Raw genomic sequence first — 15,764 nt, forward strand, 5'->3', positions numbered from 1 at the left:
GCCGGGCCCTCGTGCTGTCCGGGACCCGGGTCGGTCCGGGTCGCTGCTCAGTCGAAGATCGGGCCCTCGTCACGACCGCGCTTGAGCTCGTAGAACCCGTGGTGGGAGACCAGGGCCAGGCAGCCGTCCCAGACCCGGGCGGCGTCCTCGCCCCGGGGCGCCGGCGTGAAGACCGGGCCGAAGAAGCCCACGCCGTTGACGGAGATGCAGGGCGTGCCGATGTCCTCGCCGGCGACCGCCTGGGCGGCCTCCGTGGAGGCCCGCAGCGCGTCGTCGAACTCGGTGGCGTGCCGGGCCGCGGCGAGCTCCGCGGGCAGGCCGACCTCCTCGAGGGACTCGGTGATGATCCGCTCCAGGTCCTCGATCCCCCCGGGGTGGCGCCGCGTGCCCATGGCGTCGTAGAGCCTCTTGTTGTACTCGTCACCGTGGGCACGGGCCGCGGCCTCGACCACGCGCACGAGCCACATCGACTCCTCGTGGCCGTGGTGGTGGTTGCCGGGGTTCTCCTCGTTGAGGATGCCCAGCGAGATGATCCGCCAGTGCACCTCGACGTCGCGCAACCGCTCGACCTCCTCCATCCACCGCGAGGTCATCCAGGCCCAGGGGCACAGGGGGTCGAACCAGAACTCCACCTTGTCCGTCATCAGCTTCCTCTCGTGCGGGCGTCCGCCGGGAGTGGCGGACGCTTCACCGGGTAGAAGCCACGGCTCAGGCTGTTTTGTTCCGGTTCTGCTCCTCGCGGATCATCTCGTGGGTGATGATCTCCGGCTCGGCCTGCTTGGCCACGGCCTCGGCGGTGACCAGCACGGCGGCGATGTCCTCCCGGCTGGGGAGCTCGAACATGACGGGCTGGAGCACGTCCTCGAGGATGGCGCGCAGCCCGCGGGCGCCCGTGCCCCGCTGGATCGCGAGCTCGGCGACGGCGGTCAGCGCCTCGGGGTCGAACGTCAGCTCGACGCCGTCCAGCTGGAACATCTTCTTGTACTGCTTCACGAGCGCGTTGCGCGGCTCGGTGAGGATGCGGGTGAGGTCGGCCACCGACAGCTCGCGCAGCGTGGTCACCACGGGCAGACGGCCGATCAGCTCGGGGATCAGGCCGAACTTCAGCAGGTCCTCCGGCATGACGTCGGCCATCACCTCGTGGCGCGGCCCGCTCTGCTTCAGCTCCGCGCCGAAGCCGATGCTCGTCCGGCCCGCCCGGGAGTCCACGATGTCCTCGAGCCCGGCGAAGGCGCCGGCCACGACGAACAGCACGTTGGTGGTGTCGATCTGGATGAACTCCTGCTGCGGGTGCTTGCGCCCGCCCTGCGGGGGCACCGAGGCTACGGTGCCCTCGAGGATCTTCAGCAGCGCCTGCTGCACGCCCTCGCCGGAGACGTCGCGGGTGATCGAGGGGTTCTCGGACTTGCGGGAGATCTTGTCGATCTCGTCGATGTAGATGATCCCCGTCTCGGCCCGCTTGACGTCGTAGTCCGCCGCCTGGATGAGCTTGAGCAGGATGTTCTCGACGTCCTCGCCGACGTAGCCGGCCTCCGTGAGGGACGTGGCGTCCGCCACCGCGAAGGGCACGTCGAGCTTGCGGGCCAGGGACTGGGCCAGGTACGTCTTGCCGGAGCCGGTGGGGCCGACCAGCAGGATGTTGGACTTGGCGATCTCGACGTCCTCGTCACCGGCCGCCGTGGCCAGGGACAGGGGCTTGCCGTTCTCGCCGGCCCGGACCCGCTTGTAGTGGTTGTACACGGCCACGGCCAGCGCCCGCTTGGCGGTCTCCTGGCCGATCACGTACTGGTGGAGGTGCTGGTAGATCTCGTGGGGCGTGGGGAGCTCCTGCTGCTCGAGGTCCTTGACCTCGCTCAGCTCCTCCTCGATGATCTCGTTGCACAGCTCGATGCACTCGTCGCAGATGTAGACGCGCGGGCCCGCGATGAGCTTGCGGACCTGCTTCTGGCTCTTGCCGCAGAAGGAGCACTTGAGCAGATCCGCGGTCTCGCCGATGCGCGCCATGAAACAGTCCTCTGGTCGGGGTACGGGAATCCTCGTCCAGGATAGGCGAGGACCGGGTCCCGCCCCAACACCAGGGCGCCCCGGTGCGCCGCGACCGGTCGGGTCGCGGCGCACCGGGGCGCTGCGGGTGGGCTGCGGCGGGTCGCCCGGGTCAGGAGGTGACGGTCGCGGGCTTGTGGATCTTCCGGGACTCCAGGACGTGGTCCACGATCCCGTACTCCTTGGCGGCGGACGCGGTGAGGATCTTGTCGCGCTCGATGTCCCGGTTGACCTCCTCGGCGGTCTTGCCGGAGTGCAGGGCCAGGGTCTCCTCCAGCCACTCGCGCATGCGCATGATCTCGTTGGCCTGGATCTCGATGTCCGAGGCCTGGCCCCCGCCCTGACCGGACATGGCCGGCTGGTGGATGAGCACGCGGGCGTTCGGCAGGGCCAGGCGCTTGCCGGGGGTGCCGCCGGCGAGCAGGACGGCCGCCGCGGACGCGGCCTGTCCGAGGCACACCGTCTGGACCTCGGGGCGGATGAACTGCATGGTGTCGTAGATCGCGGTCATCGCGGTGAACGACCCGCCCGGGGAGTTGATGTACATCGTGATGTCCCGGTCGGCGTCCTGCGCCTCGAGCACGAGCAGCTGCGCCATGACGTCGTCGGCCGAGGCGTCGTCGACCTGGACGCCCAGGAAGATGATCCGGTCCTCGAACAGCTTGGTATAGGGGTTCTGCCGGCGGTACCCGTAGGGGGTGCGCTCCTCGAAGTCCGGGAGCACGTAGCGGCTGGTGGGCAGGGCGGCCGCGGAACCGGCCGTGGACGAAGGTCCGTGGGTGAAGGTCATGGTTGAGTTCCTCGGAGGTCTGGAAGAGCGTGCCTGATGACGTGGTGGGACCGCCGAGGTCCTACTCCTGGTCCTTCATGGTCCCGCCGCCGCCGGTCATGGAGCCGGCCGAGCTGGCGATGTGGTCGAAGAAGCCGTACTCGAGGCCGCGCTGGGCGTCGAACCAGTTGTCGCGGTCGTTGTCCCGGAGGATCGTCTCCAGGGACTGGCCGGTCTGCTCGGCGGTGAGCTCCGCGAGGCGCTGCTTCATCGACAGGATCAGCTCGGCCTGCACCCGGATGTCCGAGGCGGTGCCGCCCATGCCGCCGGAGGGCTGGTGCATGAGGATCCGGGCGTTCGGGGTGGAGTAGCGCTTGCCCTTGGTGCCCGAGGACAGCAGAAACTGGCCCATCGACGCGGCCAGGCCGGTGGCCACGGTCACCACGTCGTTCGGGATGAGCTGCATGGTGTCGTAGATCGCCATGCCCGCGGTGACGGAGCCGCCCGGGGAGTTGATGTACAGGAAGATGTCCGCCTGGGGGTCCTCGGCCGAGAGCAGCAGCATCTGCGAGCAGATGAGGTTCGCGTTGTCGTCGCGCACCTCGGAGCCCAGCCAGATGATGCGCTCCTTGAGCAGCCGGTTGTAGACGTAGTCGTCCTGGCCGCCCATGGGGCCGCCGCCCTGCAGGCGCGGGCCGGTGGAGGTTGCGTGGGTCGAGCCGAACGGCGACTCGTGAGCGGAGGTCATGTAACAGTGCCTCTTTCGTCCGTGTGGTCCGGTGATCTCTGAACAGAACACTAGTGCCCGCCCCGGGTCCCGGCCGGTCCCCGTCCGGGTTGTTCGCTGATGGCGCATGGTCGGAGGGCGTGCCCCCCGCAGACGATGACGCCGCCGTCCCGGGCGGGACGGCGGCGTCGTCGGGAGCGGTGTCAGGACGTCACTTGGCGGAGTCCGGGGAGTCGGCCGAGTCGGCCGACTCCGGGGAGTCGGCGGACTCCGCGGACTCGGGCGAGTCGGCGGACTCCTCCTCGGTGCCGGGGGTCGGGGCCGCGGTGGTCTCCTCGGGCTCGACCTCCTCGGCGGGCTCTCCCGCCTGCTCCTCGCCCTGCGGGCGCACGAACTCGGAGAGGTCCACCGTGTTGCCCTCGGTGTCGGTGACCGTCGCGTACTCCAGGACCTTGGCCAGGGCCTTGCGGCGGCGGACCTCGCCCACCATCAGGCCGGCCTGGCCCGAGGAGTCGAGCAGCTGGGCGAACTGGTTCGGGTCCATGCCGTACTGCTGGGACATGTTGATGATGTAGTCGATCAGCTCGGACTGCTCGACGCCGATCTCCTCGGCCTCGGCGACCGCGTCCAGCACGATCTCGTTGCGGAACGCGTCCTCGGCGTTCTTCTGCACCTCGGCCCGGTGGTCCGCGGTGTCGTGGTCCGCCTCGGCCTGCGGGTTGTCGAAGTGCTGGGCGATCTGCTCGTCGATCACGGCCTGCGGCACGGGGATCTCCACGAGGGCCAGCAGCTTCTCCAGGACCTTGTCGCGGGCCTCGACGCCCTGCTCCACCACGGTGCCCTCGGCGGCCTGCTTCTTCAGGTCCTCCTTGAGCTCCTCGATGGTGTCGAACTCGGAGGCCAGCTGGGCGAACTCGTCGTCGGCCTCGGGCAGCTCGCGCTCCTTGACGGCGGTGACCTTGACCTTGACGACGGCGTCCTCGCCGCTGTGCTCGCCGCCGGCGAGCTTGGTCTCGAAGGTGGCGTCCTCGTCGGCGGACAGACCGGTGATGGCCTCGTCCATGCCCTCGAGCATCGTGCCGGCGCCCACCTGGTAGGACAGGTCGTTGGCGGCGTCGACCTCCTCGCCGTCGACCAGGGCTTGCAGGTCGAGGGTGACGAAGTCGCCCTCGGCGGCGGGACGGTCCACGGTCTTGAGGGTGCCGAAGCGCCCGCGCAGCTCGTCGAGGGCCTTCTGCTCGTCCTCGGCGGAGGCTTCGCGGGCCTCCACCTCGACCTCCAGGCCCTTGTAGTCGGGCAGCTCGATCTCGGGGCGCACGGCCACGTCGATCTCGACCTTGACGTCGGCCTCGCGGTCCGTCTCGTCCGGCTTGGCGAGGACCTCGACCTGGGGCTGGGTCAGCGGGGTGATCTCGTTCTCCGCCAGCGCCTGCTGGAAGAAGGTGTTCAGGCCCTCGTTGAGCGCGTTCTCGACGACGAAGTCGAAGCCCACGCGCTGCTCGATCAGCCGCGCCGGAACCTTGCCGCGGCGGAAGCCGGGGACCTGGATCTGGTTGGCGAGCGAGGTGTAGGTCTGGTCGATGAACGGCTTCAGTTCCGCGAACGGGACGTCCACCACGATCTTGACCTGGGTGGGGTTGAGTTTCTCGACGGCGCTCTTCACTTCCGCTGCACTCCTGAGTGGTAGGTCGGTTGGGTCTTCCGGTGCCGCTCTCCGGCCCGGGACAGTCGGGAAGGCGGCTGCCCGGCAGGACCGGGCAGCCGCTCCAACGTCGGGGCGACAGGACTCGAACCTGCGATCTCCTGCTCCCAAAGCAGGCGCGCTAGCCACTACGCTACGCCCCGGTACCTGCAGCCTCGGCTGCAACGACTGCGGTCCGGTGCACGAGCACGGACCACCGGCGAGTCTACCGGCTGGGCGGACGGGGCCGCACCTCGGCCCGCCGGACCCCGCTCCGCACGGCCCGCCGGCGTCCTGCCGACCGCGCTCCGCGGGTGCGCCCGCGCCCCGGGATTTGACACCGCGCGCGCCGGGCCGGTTAATGGGAAGGCCTCGACAGAGCGCTGCGCGGGGATGTAGCTCAATGGTAGAGCCTCAGTCTTCCAAACTGATTACGCGGGTTCGATTCCCGTCATCCCCTCTCCGTGCACGAACGCCCCGGTTCCGCTGGACCGGGGCGTTCGTCGTTCTGCCGGCACCTCGGCCCGGCTCCCGGCGCGTCTCAGCGGCGCAGCCCGACCACCCGCCACACCGCGCCCCGGTCCGCGTGCACGGGACGCAGCCCGTGCTCCTGCAGGACGGCGAGCATGGCCGCCGGGGAGTGCACGTAGGTGCGGAAGGGCGTCCCGGCGGCGCGGAGGCCGAGGTTCTCCAGGGCGGCGAGCGCCCGCAGGAGGCGGTGCCCGGGCGGGTGGCTGAACACGAGCAGACGCGTCGCCCGGTCCGCGGCGGCGCCCAGGAGCCGTTCGTGGTCGGGGTAGCAGCACACGACCCGGTGCAGCACCACGACGTCGTGCGGGGCGACCGCCTCCGGGTCCGTCGCGATGTCGAGCTGCCGGCGCACCGCGCGGCCGGACACCCCGGCGGCGGCGGCCAGCTCCGCGGCCTCGGCCTCGTAGGAGTCCACGAGCTCCAGGTTCGTGGTCCGTGCCGCGCCCCGGCGCAGCAGCTCGAGCTGGATCCCGCCCACGCCGCCGCCGATCTCCAGCACGCTGGCCCCCTCGACGCCCTGGGCGGCGAGGAAGTCCACGACCCGCCGGGAGGCGCGGTCGAGGCCCCGCCGCCGGTACCGGCGGGCGAGGCGCCGCGCGAAGCGGGGACCGAAGACGCGCCGGTAACCGGGCGCGCCGCAACAACTGGACACGGCTCCAGGCTACGCCGTGGAACCCGACCCGGTCAGCGCTGGCAGGAGGGGCACCAGTAGAGCGTGCGCCCCTCCAGCTCCCCCGCCGCCACGGGCGTCCCGCACCGGCGGCACGGCAGGCCCTGGCGCTGGTAGACGAGGTGGGCGTGCCCGGGCCACGCCTGCGCCTCCGGGATCCCCGGGCGGTCCGCGGCGTCGGTCGTCAGGATCCGGCCCAGCCGCACGCCCGTGCGCATGAGGGCCGCGTTCTCCGCCCACAGCTCCAGCAGCACCGGCTCGTCGAGGGCGCGCCCCGGCGTCATCGGGTCCAGTCCGCGGCGGAACAGGGACTCCGCCCGGAAGATGTTGCCCACCCCGGCCAGCACGGCCTGGTCCATGAGCAGCGCGCCCACCGGGCGGCGGCTGCGCCGCACGGCGGCCACGAAGGCCGCGGGGTCCGCGTGCGGGTCGAGCGGGTCCGGGCCCAGCCGCGCCCGGGCCGCCTCGGCCTCGGCGGAGCTCTCCAGCACGCACAGCGCCGGCCCGCGCAGATCGGCCCAGCCCTCGTCCCCGACCAGCCGCACGCGCACCGCCCCCACGGGCGCCGGCGGCAGCAGCGGGCCGGCGGGGGCGGCGTCGTCGTCGTGCGCCTCCCGCTCCCCGATCCGGCGCGGGGCCCCGATGGAGGAGGCGCCGCGGAAGCGGTCGGTGCCGCCGAAGCTCCACGCGCCGTAGAGGCCGAGGTGCGAGCGCAGCACCCGATCCCCGGCGAAGTCGAGGAACAGCTGCTTGCCGTGGGCCCGCGCCCCCTCCAGCACGGCGCCGTCCAGGGCGTGCGCCCCGGCGGCGAAGCGCCCCTGCGGGGAGCTCACGGCCAGGGCCTGGCCCACGAAGCAGTCGGCGAACTGGCGGGCGAGGCGGTGGACCGAGTGGCCCTCCGGCACTCAGGCCTCCCGGGCGGCCGGGAACTCGCGCGGGCGCAGGTCCTCGAGTTTTCCCGCGACGGTGCCGGTGGACTCGTACTCGCCGATCTGGGCGATCCGGCGCTCGTGGCGCTCGTCCCCGGAGAAGGGTTCCGCGAGGAACGCCCGGACGATCGCCAGCGCCTCCTCCTGCGGGTGCTGGCGCCCACCGACGGCCACGACCTGGGCGTCGTTGTGCTGGCGCGCGAGCCGGGCAGTGTCCAGGTTCCAGGCCAGGGCGGCACGGATGCCCTCGACCTTGTTGGCGGCGATCTGCTCGCCGTTGCCCGACCCGCCCAGGACGATCCCGAGGGAGTCGAGCCCCGCCTCCCGGTCCGCCCGGACGGCGCGCGCGGCGCTGATGCAGAACGCGGGGTAGTCGTCGAGGGCGTCGTACTCCGCGGGGCCGTGGTCGACGAGGTCGTAGCCGGCGGCGACGAGCTCCTCGACCAGGTAGCGGGAGAGGTCCAGGCCGGCGTGGTCGGTGGCGATGTGTACGCGCATGGGCGGCGTGCTCCTGGGGTTCGCGGGAACGGGGCGGGATCGAGGCGCAGGGCCCGCGCGGACGGACCGGCCGCCCTCCAGCGTAGTGCGTGCCGCGCACACCGCAGGGCCTCCCCGGGCGGGCGGGACCCGGCTGACATAATGGGACGATCCCCTGCGGCCCACCGGTCGCGGACGCCCCGATCCCGAGCCATCCCGACCCGACCCCGACCCCGACCCCGACCCCGACCCCGACGAGAGGACGGCACTGAAGTGCCCGGAACCAACCTGACCCGCCAGGAGGCGGCCGCGCGGGCCGAGACCGTGGCGGTGGACGCCTACGAGGTGGTCCTCGACCTGACCCGCGGCGAGCGCGTCTTCCGCTCCACGACCACCGTGCGCTTCCGGGCGACCCCGGGCGCCTCGACGTTCATCGACGCGATCACCGACGCGGTGCACTCCGTGGTGCTCAACGGCACCGAGCTCGATCCCGCCGAGGTCTCGGACGGCGTGCGGATCCAGCTGCCCGGGCTCGCCGCGGACAACGTGCTCACGGTCGAGTCGGACTGCCGGTACATGAACACCGGCGAGGGCCTGCACCGGTTCGTGGACCCGGTCGACGACGAGGTCTACCTCTACACCCAGTTCGAGGTGGCGGACACCCGGCGCGTGTTCGCCGTGTTCGAGCAGCCGGACCTCAAGGCGCGCTTCGCGTTCACGGTCACGGCCCCCGCGCACTGGACGGTCGTCTCGACCCAGCCCACCCCGGAGCCCGTCGCCGCCGGCGAGGGCGCCGCCACGTGGTCCTTCACCCCCACCCCGGTGGTCCCCTGCTACGTCACGGCGCTGATCGCCGGCCCGTACGCGTCCGTGCACGACGAGCTCACCAGCGCCGACGGCCGCACGATCCCCCTGGGCCTGTACGCCCGCCGCTCGCTCGTGGAGCACGTCGAGGCGGAGGAGATGTTCGGCATCACCAAGCGCGGCTTCGAGTTCTTCGAGGCGCAGTTCGGGGTGCCCTACCCGTTCGAGAAGTACGACCAGCTGTTCGTCCCGCAGTTCAACGCCGGGGCCATGGAGAACGCCGGCGCGGTGACCTTCGTGGAGCTCTACGTCTTCCGCTCCCGGCCCACGCAGGCCCGGGTGGAGCGGCGGGCCATCACGGTCCTGCACGAGCTGGCCCACATGTGGTTCGGGGACTTCGTGACCATGCGCTGGTGGAACGACCTGTGGCTCAACGAGTCCTTCGCCGAGTTCATGTCCACCCTCGCCGCGGCGGAGAACACCCGGTACACGGAGGCGTGGACCACGTTCGCCGCCGGGGAGAAGTCCTGGGGCTACGAGCAGGACCAGCTGCCCACCACCCACCCCATCAAGGCCGAGATCCGGGACCTCGAGGACGTGCTGGTGAACTTCGACGGCATCACCTACGCCAAGGGCGCCTCGGTGCTCAAGCAGCTGGTGGCCTGGGTGGGCCAGGCGCAGTTCATGGCCGGGCTGAACCGGTACTTCCGGGAGCACGCGTGGGGCAACACCGAGTTGCGCGACCTCATGGTCCGGCTCGAGGAGGCCAGCGGCCGGGACCTCGACGAGTGGGCCGCGAAGTGGCTCGAGACCGCCGGGGTGAACACGCTGACCCCGGAGCTCGAGACCGACCAGGACGGGATCATCCGCTCCTTCCGGATCCGGCAGACCGCCCCCGACGAGCACCCCACGCTGCGCCCGCACCGCCTGGCCGTGGGCTTCTACGACCACGACGGGGAGCAGGGCAAGCTCGTGCGCACCCACCGGGTCGAGCTCGACGTCGACGGCCCGTCCACGGAGGTGCCCCAGCTGGTGGGCCGGGAGCTGCCGGACCTCGTGCTGCTCAACGACGACGACCTCGCCTACGCGAAGATCCGCCTCGACGAGTGCTCCCTGGACACCGCCCTGACCCACCTGAAGAACTTCGAGGACACGCTCCCGCGCGCCCTCGTCCAGGCGTCCGTGTGGGACGGCGTGCACGACGGCGAGACGCCCGCCCGCCGCTACGTGGAGCTCGTGCTCGGCAACATCGCCCACGAGACGTCCTCGACCGGCATCCAGGTGCAGCTGCGCCAGCTGGACACCGTGCTCGACGGCTACGTGGCCGAGCCCGTGCGCGGGGCCACCGTGCGCGCCGCCGCCGACCGGCTCCGCCGGCTCACCGAGGAGGCGGCGCCCGGCTCCGACCAGCAGCTGCAGTTCCTCCGGGCCTTCGCCCGGCACGCCCGCACCGACGAGCAGCTGGACGTCCTCGAGCAGCTCCTCGACGGGCGGCGCACCCTGGAGGGCCTGGCGCTGGACACCGACCTGCGCTGGAGCCTGCTCACCGCGCTGTGCGCCGGCGGGCGGGCCGGCGACGCCGAGGTGGACGCGATGCTCGCCCGCGACAACACCGAGAACGGCGCGATCGCGGCCGCCCGCGCCCGGGCCGTGATCCCCACGGCCGAGGCCAAGGCCCGGGCGTGGCAGCAGATCATGGTGGACGGGTCCCTGCCCAACTCCATCCAGGACGCGGCGATCGACGGCTTCCGCACGGCCGCCGACACCTCCCTGCTGGCGCCCTGGGCCGAGCGGTACTTCGCGGCGATCCCCGGCGTGTGGCGCACCCGGACCCACGAGCTGGCCCAGCAGATCGCGACCGGCATGTACCCGAACATCCCCGCCCAGGAGACGGTCGACGCCGCGGACGCCTTCCTCGCGGACCTGCCCGAGGACCTGCACGGGCTCCGCCGGCTGGTCCTCGAGCAGCGCGACGCGACGGCCCGCGCGGTCCGGGCGCAGGCCGTGGACGCCGCCTACGAGGTGGTGCGCGCATGAGCGACGAGCAGCAGCGCCCCGGTCCGGCCGGCCAGGACCCGCGCACCGACCCCGCCGCCGCGGCGCCGCCCGGGGCGCGCTCCTTCGCGGTCGGGGCGCCCCTGTCCCAGCTGCGCCGCCCCGTGCCGCAGGTCGGCGACGAGCGGGAGCAGGCCGAGGCCGGCACGGCGTCGTCGTTCTACGACCAGGTGGGCGGGCACGAGACGTTCGTGAAGCTCGTGCACGAGTTCTACGCCCGGGTGGCCGAGGACGAGCGGTTCCGGGCGCTCTACCCGGAGGACGACCTCGGCCCCGCCGAGGAGCGGCTGCGGATGTTCCTCGAGCAGTACTGGGGCGGGCCGACCACCTACTCGGAGCAGCGCGGGCACCCGCGGCTGCGGATGCGGCACATGCCGTTCCCCGTGGACACGTGGGCGCGCGAGACGTGGCTGACGCACATGCGCGCGGCCCTGGACACCCTGGAGCTCTCCCCGCTGCACGACGGGATCATCTGGGACTACTTCGACCGCGCCGCCCACGCCATGATCAACCGTCCCGGCTGATCCCCCGGGAGTCTCAGCGCTTGGCCAGGACGTGCCCGCCGGGGGTGCTCAGGCGCACCCAGCGGCCGTTCTCCGCGACGGCGACCTCCGCGCCCGGGCGCAGGAAGCCGAGCGAGTACGCGGCGAACGCCGCGCCGTCCGGCAGCGGCGCCCCGGTCAGCCGCCCCGCGAGGGGCTCCGCCCACCCGGACGACCGGCCCCAGACCTGCGAGCGCACGGTGTCCACGACGGCGGCGCCCGCGTCCGTGGGCACCGCCCGGGCGACCTCGGCGATCCCGGCCCGGGCGACCTCGCGCAGCGCGTCCCCGGCGACGGAGCCCACCGGGGTCCACCCGCCCAGGGGCGGGGCGATGCCCGCCCACGAGACGTTCGCGTCCACGGGGGGCAGGCCCACGTCCGTGGCGTCCTGGTCCTGGCGCGGCATCCGGTCGAGGACCCCGCCGAGCGGGACGGTGACGTCCAGGGCCTGCTCCCCGGACAGCGCGGCGGTGCGCAGGCCCAGGACCGTGGGCGTGGTGTCGAGCAGGCCGTGGGGCTCGAGCACGCACACGTAGACGCCGAGGGCCCGCCCGCGCGCCTGGAAGCGCACCGCGCCCTGCGGGTCCACCCCGCGGGCCCGGGACAGGTACGTCCGCAGGTCGGCGACGTCCCGCGGATCCGTCAGCGGGAGGGACCGGCCCACGGGGCTCAGGCCTCCGCCGGCGCGGGCCGGCGGGCGAAGCGGGTCGGGGCGTCCTGCCACTGCTCGAGCAGGCCCCGCTGCGTGTCGTCGAGGCGCACCGGCCGCCCGGAGGAGCGGTCGATCACGACGACGACCGTCTGGGCCACGGCGTAGACGCGCGACCCGTCCTCCTCCTGGACCGCGTAGTCCAGCACGAAGCTCGACCCGCCCACGGAGGAGACCCACACCCGCACGGACACCGGGTCGTCGCGGTACAGCAGCTGCTGCGTGTACTCGACCTCCTGCCGGCCGATCACGGTCATCAGGTCCCCCAGCAGGGTGCGGAACGTCGCGCCCTCCGGCACCCCCGCGGCGGCGTCCTCGGGCAGCGGACGGGCCATGAGCCGGACCCGGGCGTCCTCGAGGTACTGGAGCATGGTGACGTTGTTGACGTGGCCGTAGCTGTCGATGTCGCCGAAGCGCATCTGGATGGGGATCAGCAGCGAAGACATGCCCCCATCCCATCACACCCGGGCGCGCCGGACGCGCCCCGGCGCGACCGGCGGCTTGGCTAGAGTGAAGGCCATGACCTACAGCCCGATCCCGGACCCCACGCAGGCCCTGCTCGACATGCTCGACCTCGCGGACGGGGGTGGCGCGCGCACGCTCGAGGACATCTACGTGGGCCACTCCATCTCCCCCGCACGCGGCCGGGTCTACGGTGGGCAGGTCCTGGCGCAGGCCGCGACCGCCGCCATGCGCACCGTGGAGCCGGAGCGGATCATCCACTCGATGCACGCGTACTTCCTGCGCGCCGGGGACGTGTCCCAGCCGATCACCTTCGGCGTGGAGCGGATCCGGGACGGGCGGTCCTTCTCCGCACGCCGCGTGCACGCCTACCAGGACGGGCGCGCCATCCTCTCGGCCATCGCGTCCTTCCAGGTCCCGGCCCGGGGCCTGGACCACCAGGACGAGTCCCCCCGGAACCTGCCCGAGCCGGAGTCCCTGCCCAGCGCCGTGGAGCTGCTCGGCCACGTCGACGCCCCCGAGGCGCAGGCGATCGCGCACGAGCGGCCCTTCGACATGCGGTACATCACGGAGCCGATCTACTTCAAGCCGGACTCCCGGGGAGAGCCGTTCAACGCGGTGTGGATCAAGACCCTCAAGCCGCTGCCGGACGACCCGAACATCCACCGCGCCGCGCTCGCCTACGCGAGCGACTACACGCTGCTCGAGCCCATCCTGCGCCTGCACGGCAGGACGTGGATCGAGCCCGGCATGAACATCGCCTCCCTCGACCACGCGATGTGGTGGCACCGGGAGACCCGCGCGGACGAGTGGCTGCTCTACGTGCAGTCCTCCCCCAACGCCTCCTCGGCCCGCGGCCTCGGGGTGGGCCGGATGTTCTCCCGGGACGGCCGGCTCGTCGCCACGACCGCCCAGGAGGGCATGATGCGCTTCCCGGAGTTCTCCTGACCGCACCGGAGCACGCCGGAGGGGCCCGCCGGGCGGGAAGGAGCTGCTCCTTCCCGCCCGGCGGGCCCCTCGGGCGGCACGGGCTCCGGGCCCGGCCCTGCGTCAGTCGCGGGTGAGGCGGCGGTGGGTGACGCGGTGCGGCCGCGCGGCGTCGGCGCCGAGGCGCTCCACCTTGTTGGCCTCGTACGACTCGAAGTTGCCCTCGAACCAGTACCACTGGTCCGGCTCGTCCTCGGTGCCCTCCCACGCGAGGATGTGGGTGGCGACCCGGTCGAGGAACCACCGGTCGTGGGAGACGACCACGGCGCAGCCCGGGAACTCCAGCAGCGCGTTCTCCAGGGAGCCGAGGGTCTCGACGTCGAGGTCGTTGGTGGGCTCGTCCAGGAGCAGCAGGTTGCCGCCCTGCTTGAGGGTCATGGCCAGGTTCAGCCGGTTGCGCTCCCCGCCCGAGAGCACCCCGGCCTTCTTCTGCTGGTCGGGGCCCTTGAAGCCGAACGCGGAGACGTAGGCGCGCGAGGGCATCTCGACGTTGCCGACGTTGATGTAGTCCAGGCCGTCCGAGACGACCTCCCACAGCGACTTGCTGGCGTCGAGGTTCGCGCGGTTCTGGTCCACGTAGGAGATCTTGACGGAGTCGCCGATCTTCAGCTCCCCGCCGTCCAGCTCCTCCATGCCGACGATGGTCTTGAACAGCGTCGACTTGCCGACGCCGTTGGGGCCGATGACGCCCACGATGCCGTTGCGCGGCAGGGAGAAGGACAGGCCCTTGATGAGGGAGCGGTCCCCGAAGCCCTTCTGCAGGTCCTTCGCCTCGATCACGAGGTTGCCCAGGCGGGGTCCCGGCGGGATCTGGATCTCCTCGAAGTCCAGCTTGCGGGTCTTCTCGGCCTCGGCGGCCATCTCCTCGTAGCGGGCCAGGCGGGCCTTCGACTTCGCCTGGCGGCCCTTGGCGTTGGAGCGCACCCACTCGAGCTCGTCGGCCAGCCGCTTGGCCTGCTTGGCGTCCTTCTTGCCCTGCACCTCCATGCGGGCGCGCTTGGTCTCGAGGTAGGCCGAGTAGTTGCCCTCGTAGCCGTACAGCCGGCCGCGGTCGACCTCGCAGATCCACTCGGCCACGTGGTCGAGGAAGTACCGGTCGTGGGTCACGGCCATGACGGCGCCGTGGTAGTCCTTCAGGTGCTGCTCCAGCCACAGCACGGACTCGGCGTCGAGGTGGTTGGTGGGCTCGTCGAGCAGCAGGAGGTCCGGCTTCTGCAGCAGCAGCTTGCACAGGGCCACGCGGCGGCGCTCACCACCGGAGAGGACCGTGACGTCGGCGTCCGGCGGCGGGCAGCGCAGGGCGTCCATCGCCTGCTCCAGCTGGGAGTCGAGGTCCCAGGCGTTGGCGGCGTCGATGTCCTCCTGGAGCTTGCCCATCTCCTCCATGAGGGAGTCGAAGTCCGCGTCCGGCTGGGCCATCTCCTCGGAGATCGCGTTGAAGCGGTCGACCTTCGCCTTGATCTCGCCCACGCCCTCCTCGACGTTGCCCAGGACGGTCTTCTCCTCGTTCAGCGGCGGCTCCTGGAGCAGGATGCCGACGGTGTAGCCGGGGCTGAGCCGGGCCTCGCCGTTGGACGGCTGGTCGAGGCCGGCCATGATCTTGAGGATGGTGGACTTGCCGGCCCCGTTGGGTCCCACGACGCCGATCTTCGCGCCGGGGTAGAACGACATGGTGACGTCGTCCAGGATGACTTTGTCGCCCACGGTCTTGCGGGCCTTGGACATTGTGTAGATGAATTCCGCCATGCCCTCAAGGCTACCCCGCCCGGCGGAGGCCGAGGGGCGGCCACCGGGCGGGGACGGACCGGGGGCTGGGGCGCCGCAGCCCCCGCTCCGTCCCCGCGCCGGGACGGCTCCGCCCGGGAAGCTCAGGCGGTGGCGGGCTGGCGGCGCGGGCGCCGTCCCGGCCCGGCAGCGGCCCCGAGGAGCTCACCGGTCTCCGGGTCGACGCCCTCCGGGAGCACGGGGGCCCCGCCGTCGAGGTCGCCGCTCGACTCCGACGGGTCCCCGTCCGGGGCCGCCGGGGCGTCCGCGGCCCCGGTCGCCGCCGCGTCCTCGGTCTGTCCGGCGGGCCGCTCCCCCGTCTGCTCGGCGGGCGGCGAGGAGCTCACGGTGCGCTGGAAGCAGGCCGTGCCGAGGGCGAGGTCGTGCCCCAGGGACACCGCGTCCACGTCCACGGCCGTGTTGCGCCCGTGCTCGCCCTCCCAGAACCGGACCTTGAGCTTGCCGACCACCACCACGGGCTGGCCCTTCTTGATGCTGGCCAGCGCGTTGAGCCCCAGCGAACGGAACGCCTGGACGGAGAACCAGTTGGTGTGCCCGGACTGTGAGACAAAGCATCCGCGCCACGCTCCCTCGGCGTGGTGGGGCACTCATGC

At 72.3% G+C, this 15,764-nt stretch carries 15 protein-coding genes and 2 tRNA genes; 4 read left to right on the forward strand and 13 right to left on the reverse strand.

Translation table 11 applies throughout. The features are described from left to right. Window positions 1–47: 47 nt before the first annotated feature. From ACP7CD_RS00760 to ACP7CD_RS00785, 6 genes are all read right to left on the reverse strand, one after another. Complete coding sequence (locus tag ACP7CD_RS00760; RefSeq protein ID WP_109222440.1) at window positions 48–644, reverse strand: DsbA family protein; 597 nt, start codon at window positions 642–644, stop codon at window positions 48–50. A gap of 64 nt (window positions 645–708) precedes the next feature. Beyond that, window positions 709–2,004, reverse strand: coding sequence for an ATP-dependent Clp protease ATP-binding subunit ClpX (clpX, locus tag ACP7CD_RS00765; protein ID WP_017834586.1), 1,296 nt, complete (start codon window positions 2,002–2,004; stop codon window positions 709–711). Window positions 2,005–2,155: 151 nt separating this feature from the next. After that, window positions 2,156–2,833, reverse strand: a complete 678-nt coding sequence (locus ACP7CD_RS00770) for an ATP-dependent Clp protease proteolytic subunit (RefSeq protein ID WP_017834585.1) — start codon at window positions 2,831–2,833, stop codon at window positions 2,156–2,158. Window positions 2,834–2,894: 61 nt separating this feature from the next. After that, a complete protein-coding gene (locus tag ACP7CD_RS00775) occupies window positions 2,895–3,560 on the reverse strand; it encodes an ATP-dependent Clp protease proteolytic subunit (RefSeq protein WP_017834584.1) in 666 nt (221 codons plus the stop codon). A gap of 190 nt (window positions 3,561–3,750) precedes the next feature. After that, the gene (tig, locus tag ACP7CD_RS00780; protein ID WP_017834583.1) at window positions 3,751–5,202 is read right to left on the reverse strand and encodes a trigger factor; all 1,452 of its coding nucleotides are present in this window, start codon (window positions 5,200–5,202) and stop codon (window positions 3,751–3,753) included. A gap of 109 nt (window positions 5,203–5,311) precedes the next feature. Then, window positions 5,312–5,384: transfer RNA gene (locus ACP7CD_RS00785), tRNA-Pro, on the reverse strand. A 225-nt stretch (window positions 5,385–5,609) separates the two neighbouring features. On the opposite strand from ACP7CD_RS00785, the gene ACP7CD_RS00790 reads away from it, so the two are divergent. Beyond that, a tRNA-Gly gene (locus ACP7CD_RS00790) sits at window positions 5,610–5,680 on the forward strand. An 81-nt stretch (window positions 5,681–5,761) separates the two neighbouring features. Here ACP7CD_RS00790 and ACP7CD_RS00795 read toward each other — a convergent pair. From ACP7CD_RS00795 to ACP7CD_RS00805, 3 genes are read right to left on the reverse strand one after another with little or no spacing between them, the layout of a single operon-like run. After that, on the reverse strand, window positions 5,762–6,403 hold the full coding sequence (locus ACP7CD_RS00795) for a methyltransferase domain-containing protein (RefSeq protein WP_109222441.1): 642 nt from the start codon (window positions 6,401–6,403) through the stop codon (window positions 5,762–5,764). A gap of 32 nt (window positions 6,404–6,435) precedes the next feature. Beyond that, the gene (locus tag ACP7CD_RS00800; protein ID WP_284563641.1) at window positions 6,436–7,326 is read right to left on the reverse strand and encodes an Fpg/Nei family DNA glycosylase; all 891 of its coding nucleotides are present in this window, start codon (window positions 7,324–7,326) and stop codon (window positions 6,436–6,438) included. Continuing rightward, complete coding sequence (locus tag ACP7CD_RS00805) at window positions 7,327–7,848, reverse strand: ribose-5-phosphate isomerase (RefSeq protein ID WP_035930062.1); 522 nt, start codon at window positions 7,846–7,848, stop codon at window positions 7,327–7,329. Between the two features lie 252 nt (window positions 7,849–8,100). Between ACP7CD_RS00805 and pepN the strand changes: the two genes are divergently transcribed. Both pepN and ACP7CD_RS00815 read left to right on the forward strand, forming a co-directional pair. Further along, entirely contained in the window at window positions 8,101–10,668 is a 2,568-nt protein-coding gene (gene pepN, locus ACP7CD_RS00810; protein WP_284563640.1) for an aminopeptidase N, read from the forward strand. Further along, on the forward strand, window positions 10,665–11,210 hold the full coding sequence (locus tag ACP7CD_RS00815) for a globin (protein ID WP_126346268.1): 546 nt from the start codon (window positions 10,665–10,667) through the stop codon (window positions 11,208–11,210). Before pepN ends, ACP7CD_RS00815 begins: the two co-directional genes overlap by 4 nt. Window positions 11,211–11,223: 13 nt before the next feature. On the opposite strand, the gene ACP7CD_RS00820 is transcribed toward ACP7CD_RS00815, so the two are convergent. Further along, entirely contained in the window at window positions 11,224–11,892 is a 669-nt protein-coding gene (locus ACP7CD_RS00820; protein ID WP_284563639.1) for a hypothetical protein, read from the reverse strand. A gap of 5 nt (window positions 11,893–11,897) precedes the next feature. Beyond that, complete coding sequence (locus ACP7CD_RS00825; RefSeq protein ID WP_017834576.1) at window positions 11,898–12,383, reverse strand: acyl-CoA thioesterase; 486 nt, start codon at window positions 12,381–12,383, stop codon at window positions 11,898–11,900. A 73-nt stretch (window positions 12,384–12,456) separates the two neighbouring features. Between ACP7CD_RS00825 and ACP7CD_RS00830 the strand changes: the two genes are divergently transcribed. Next, complete coding sequence (locus tag ACP7CD_RS00830) at window positions 12,457–13,347, forward strand: acyl-CoA thioesterase (RefSeq protein ID WP_017834575.1); 891 nt, start codon at window positions 12,457–12,459, stop codon at window positions 13,345–13,347. 102 nt (window positions 13,348–13,449) lie between these two features. Here ACP7CD_RS00830 and ettA read toward each other — a convergent pair whose 3' ends face one another. Further along, window positions 13,450–15,132 (reverse strand): energy-dependent translational throttle protein EttA, encoded by a 1,683-nt coding sequence (gene ettA / locus ACP7CD_RS00835; RefSeq protein WP_031283621.1) that lies wholly within the window; start codon window positions 15,130–15,132, stop codon window positions 13,450–13,452. Window positions 15,133–15,254: 122 nt separating this feature from the next. Beyond that, window positions 15,255–15,758, reverse strand: coding sequence for a single-stranded DNA-binding protein (locus ACP7CD_RS00840; RefSeq protein WP_426118447.1), 504 nt, complete (start codon window positions 15,756–15,758; stop codon window positions 15,255–15,257). Window positions 15,759–15,764: the final 6 nt, after the last annotated feature.

This window comes from Kocuria sp. LHG3120 (assembly GCF_049897445.1).
Taxonomy (GTDB): Bacteria; Actinomycetota; Actinomycetes; order Actinomycetales; family Micrococcaceae; genus Kocuria; species Kocuria rosea.

What these genes read in the sequence shown, in the direction of transcription:
- ettA (WP_031283621.1), bottom strand. Translation starts at nt 15,132, where the DNA reads ATGGCGGAATTCATCTACACAATGTCCAAGGCCCGCAAGACCGTGGGC.
- ACP7CD_RS00770 (WP_017834585.1), bottom strand. Translation starts at nt 2,833, where the DNA reads ATGACCTTCACCCACGGACCTTCGTCCACGGCCGGTTCCGCGGCCGCC.
- ACP7CD_RS00825 (WP_017834576.1), bottom strand. Translation starts at nt 12,383, where the DNA reads ATGTCTTCGCTGCTGATCCCCATCCAGATGCGCTTCGGCGACATCGAC.
- ACP7CD_RS00805 (WP_035930062.1), bottom strand. Translation starts at nt 7,848, where the DNA reads ATGCGCGTACACATCGCCACCGACCACGCCGGCCTGGACCTCTCCCGC.
- clpX (WP_017834586.1), bottom strand. Translation starts at nt 2,004, where the DNA reads ATGGCGCGCATCGGCGAGACCGCGGATCTGCTCAAGTGCTCCTTCTGC.
- ACP7CD_RS00830 (WP_017834575.1), top strand. Translation starts at nt 12,457, where the DNA reads ATGACCTACAGCCCGATCCCGGACCCCACGCAGGCCCTGCTCGACATG.
- ACP7CD_RS00815 (WP_126346268.1), top strand. Translation starts at nt 10,665, where the DNA reads ATGAGCGACGAGCAGCAGCGCCCCGGTCCGGCCGGCCAGGACCCGCGC.
- ACP7CD_RS00760 (WP_109222440.1), bottom strand. Translation starts at nt 644, where the DNA reads ATGACGGACAAGGTGGAGTTCTGGTTCGACCCCCTGTGCCCCTGGGCC.
- ACP7CD_RS00775 (WP_017834584.1), bottom strand. Translation starts at nt 3,560, where the DNA reads ATGACCTCCGCTCACGAGTCGCCGTTCGGCTCGACCCACGCAACCTCC.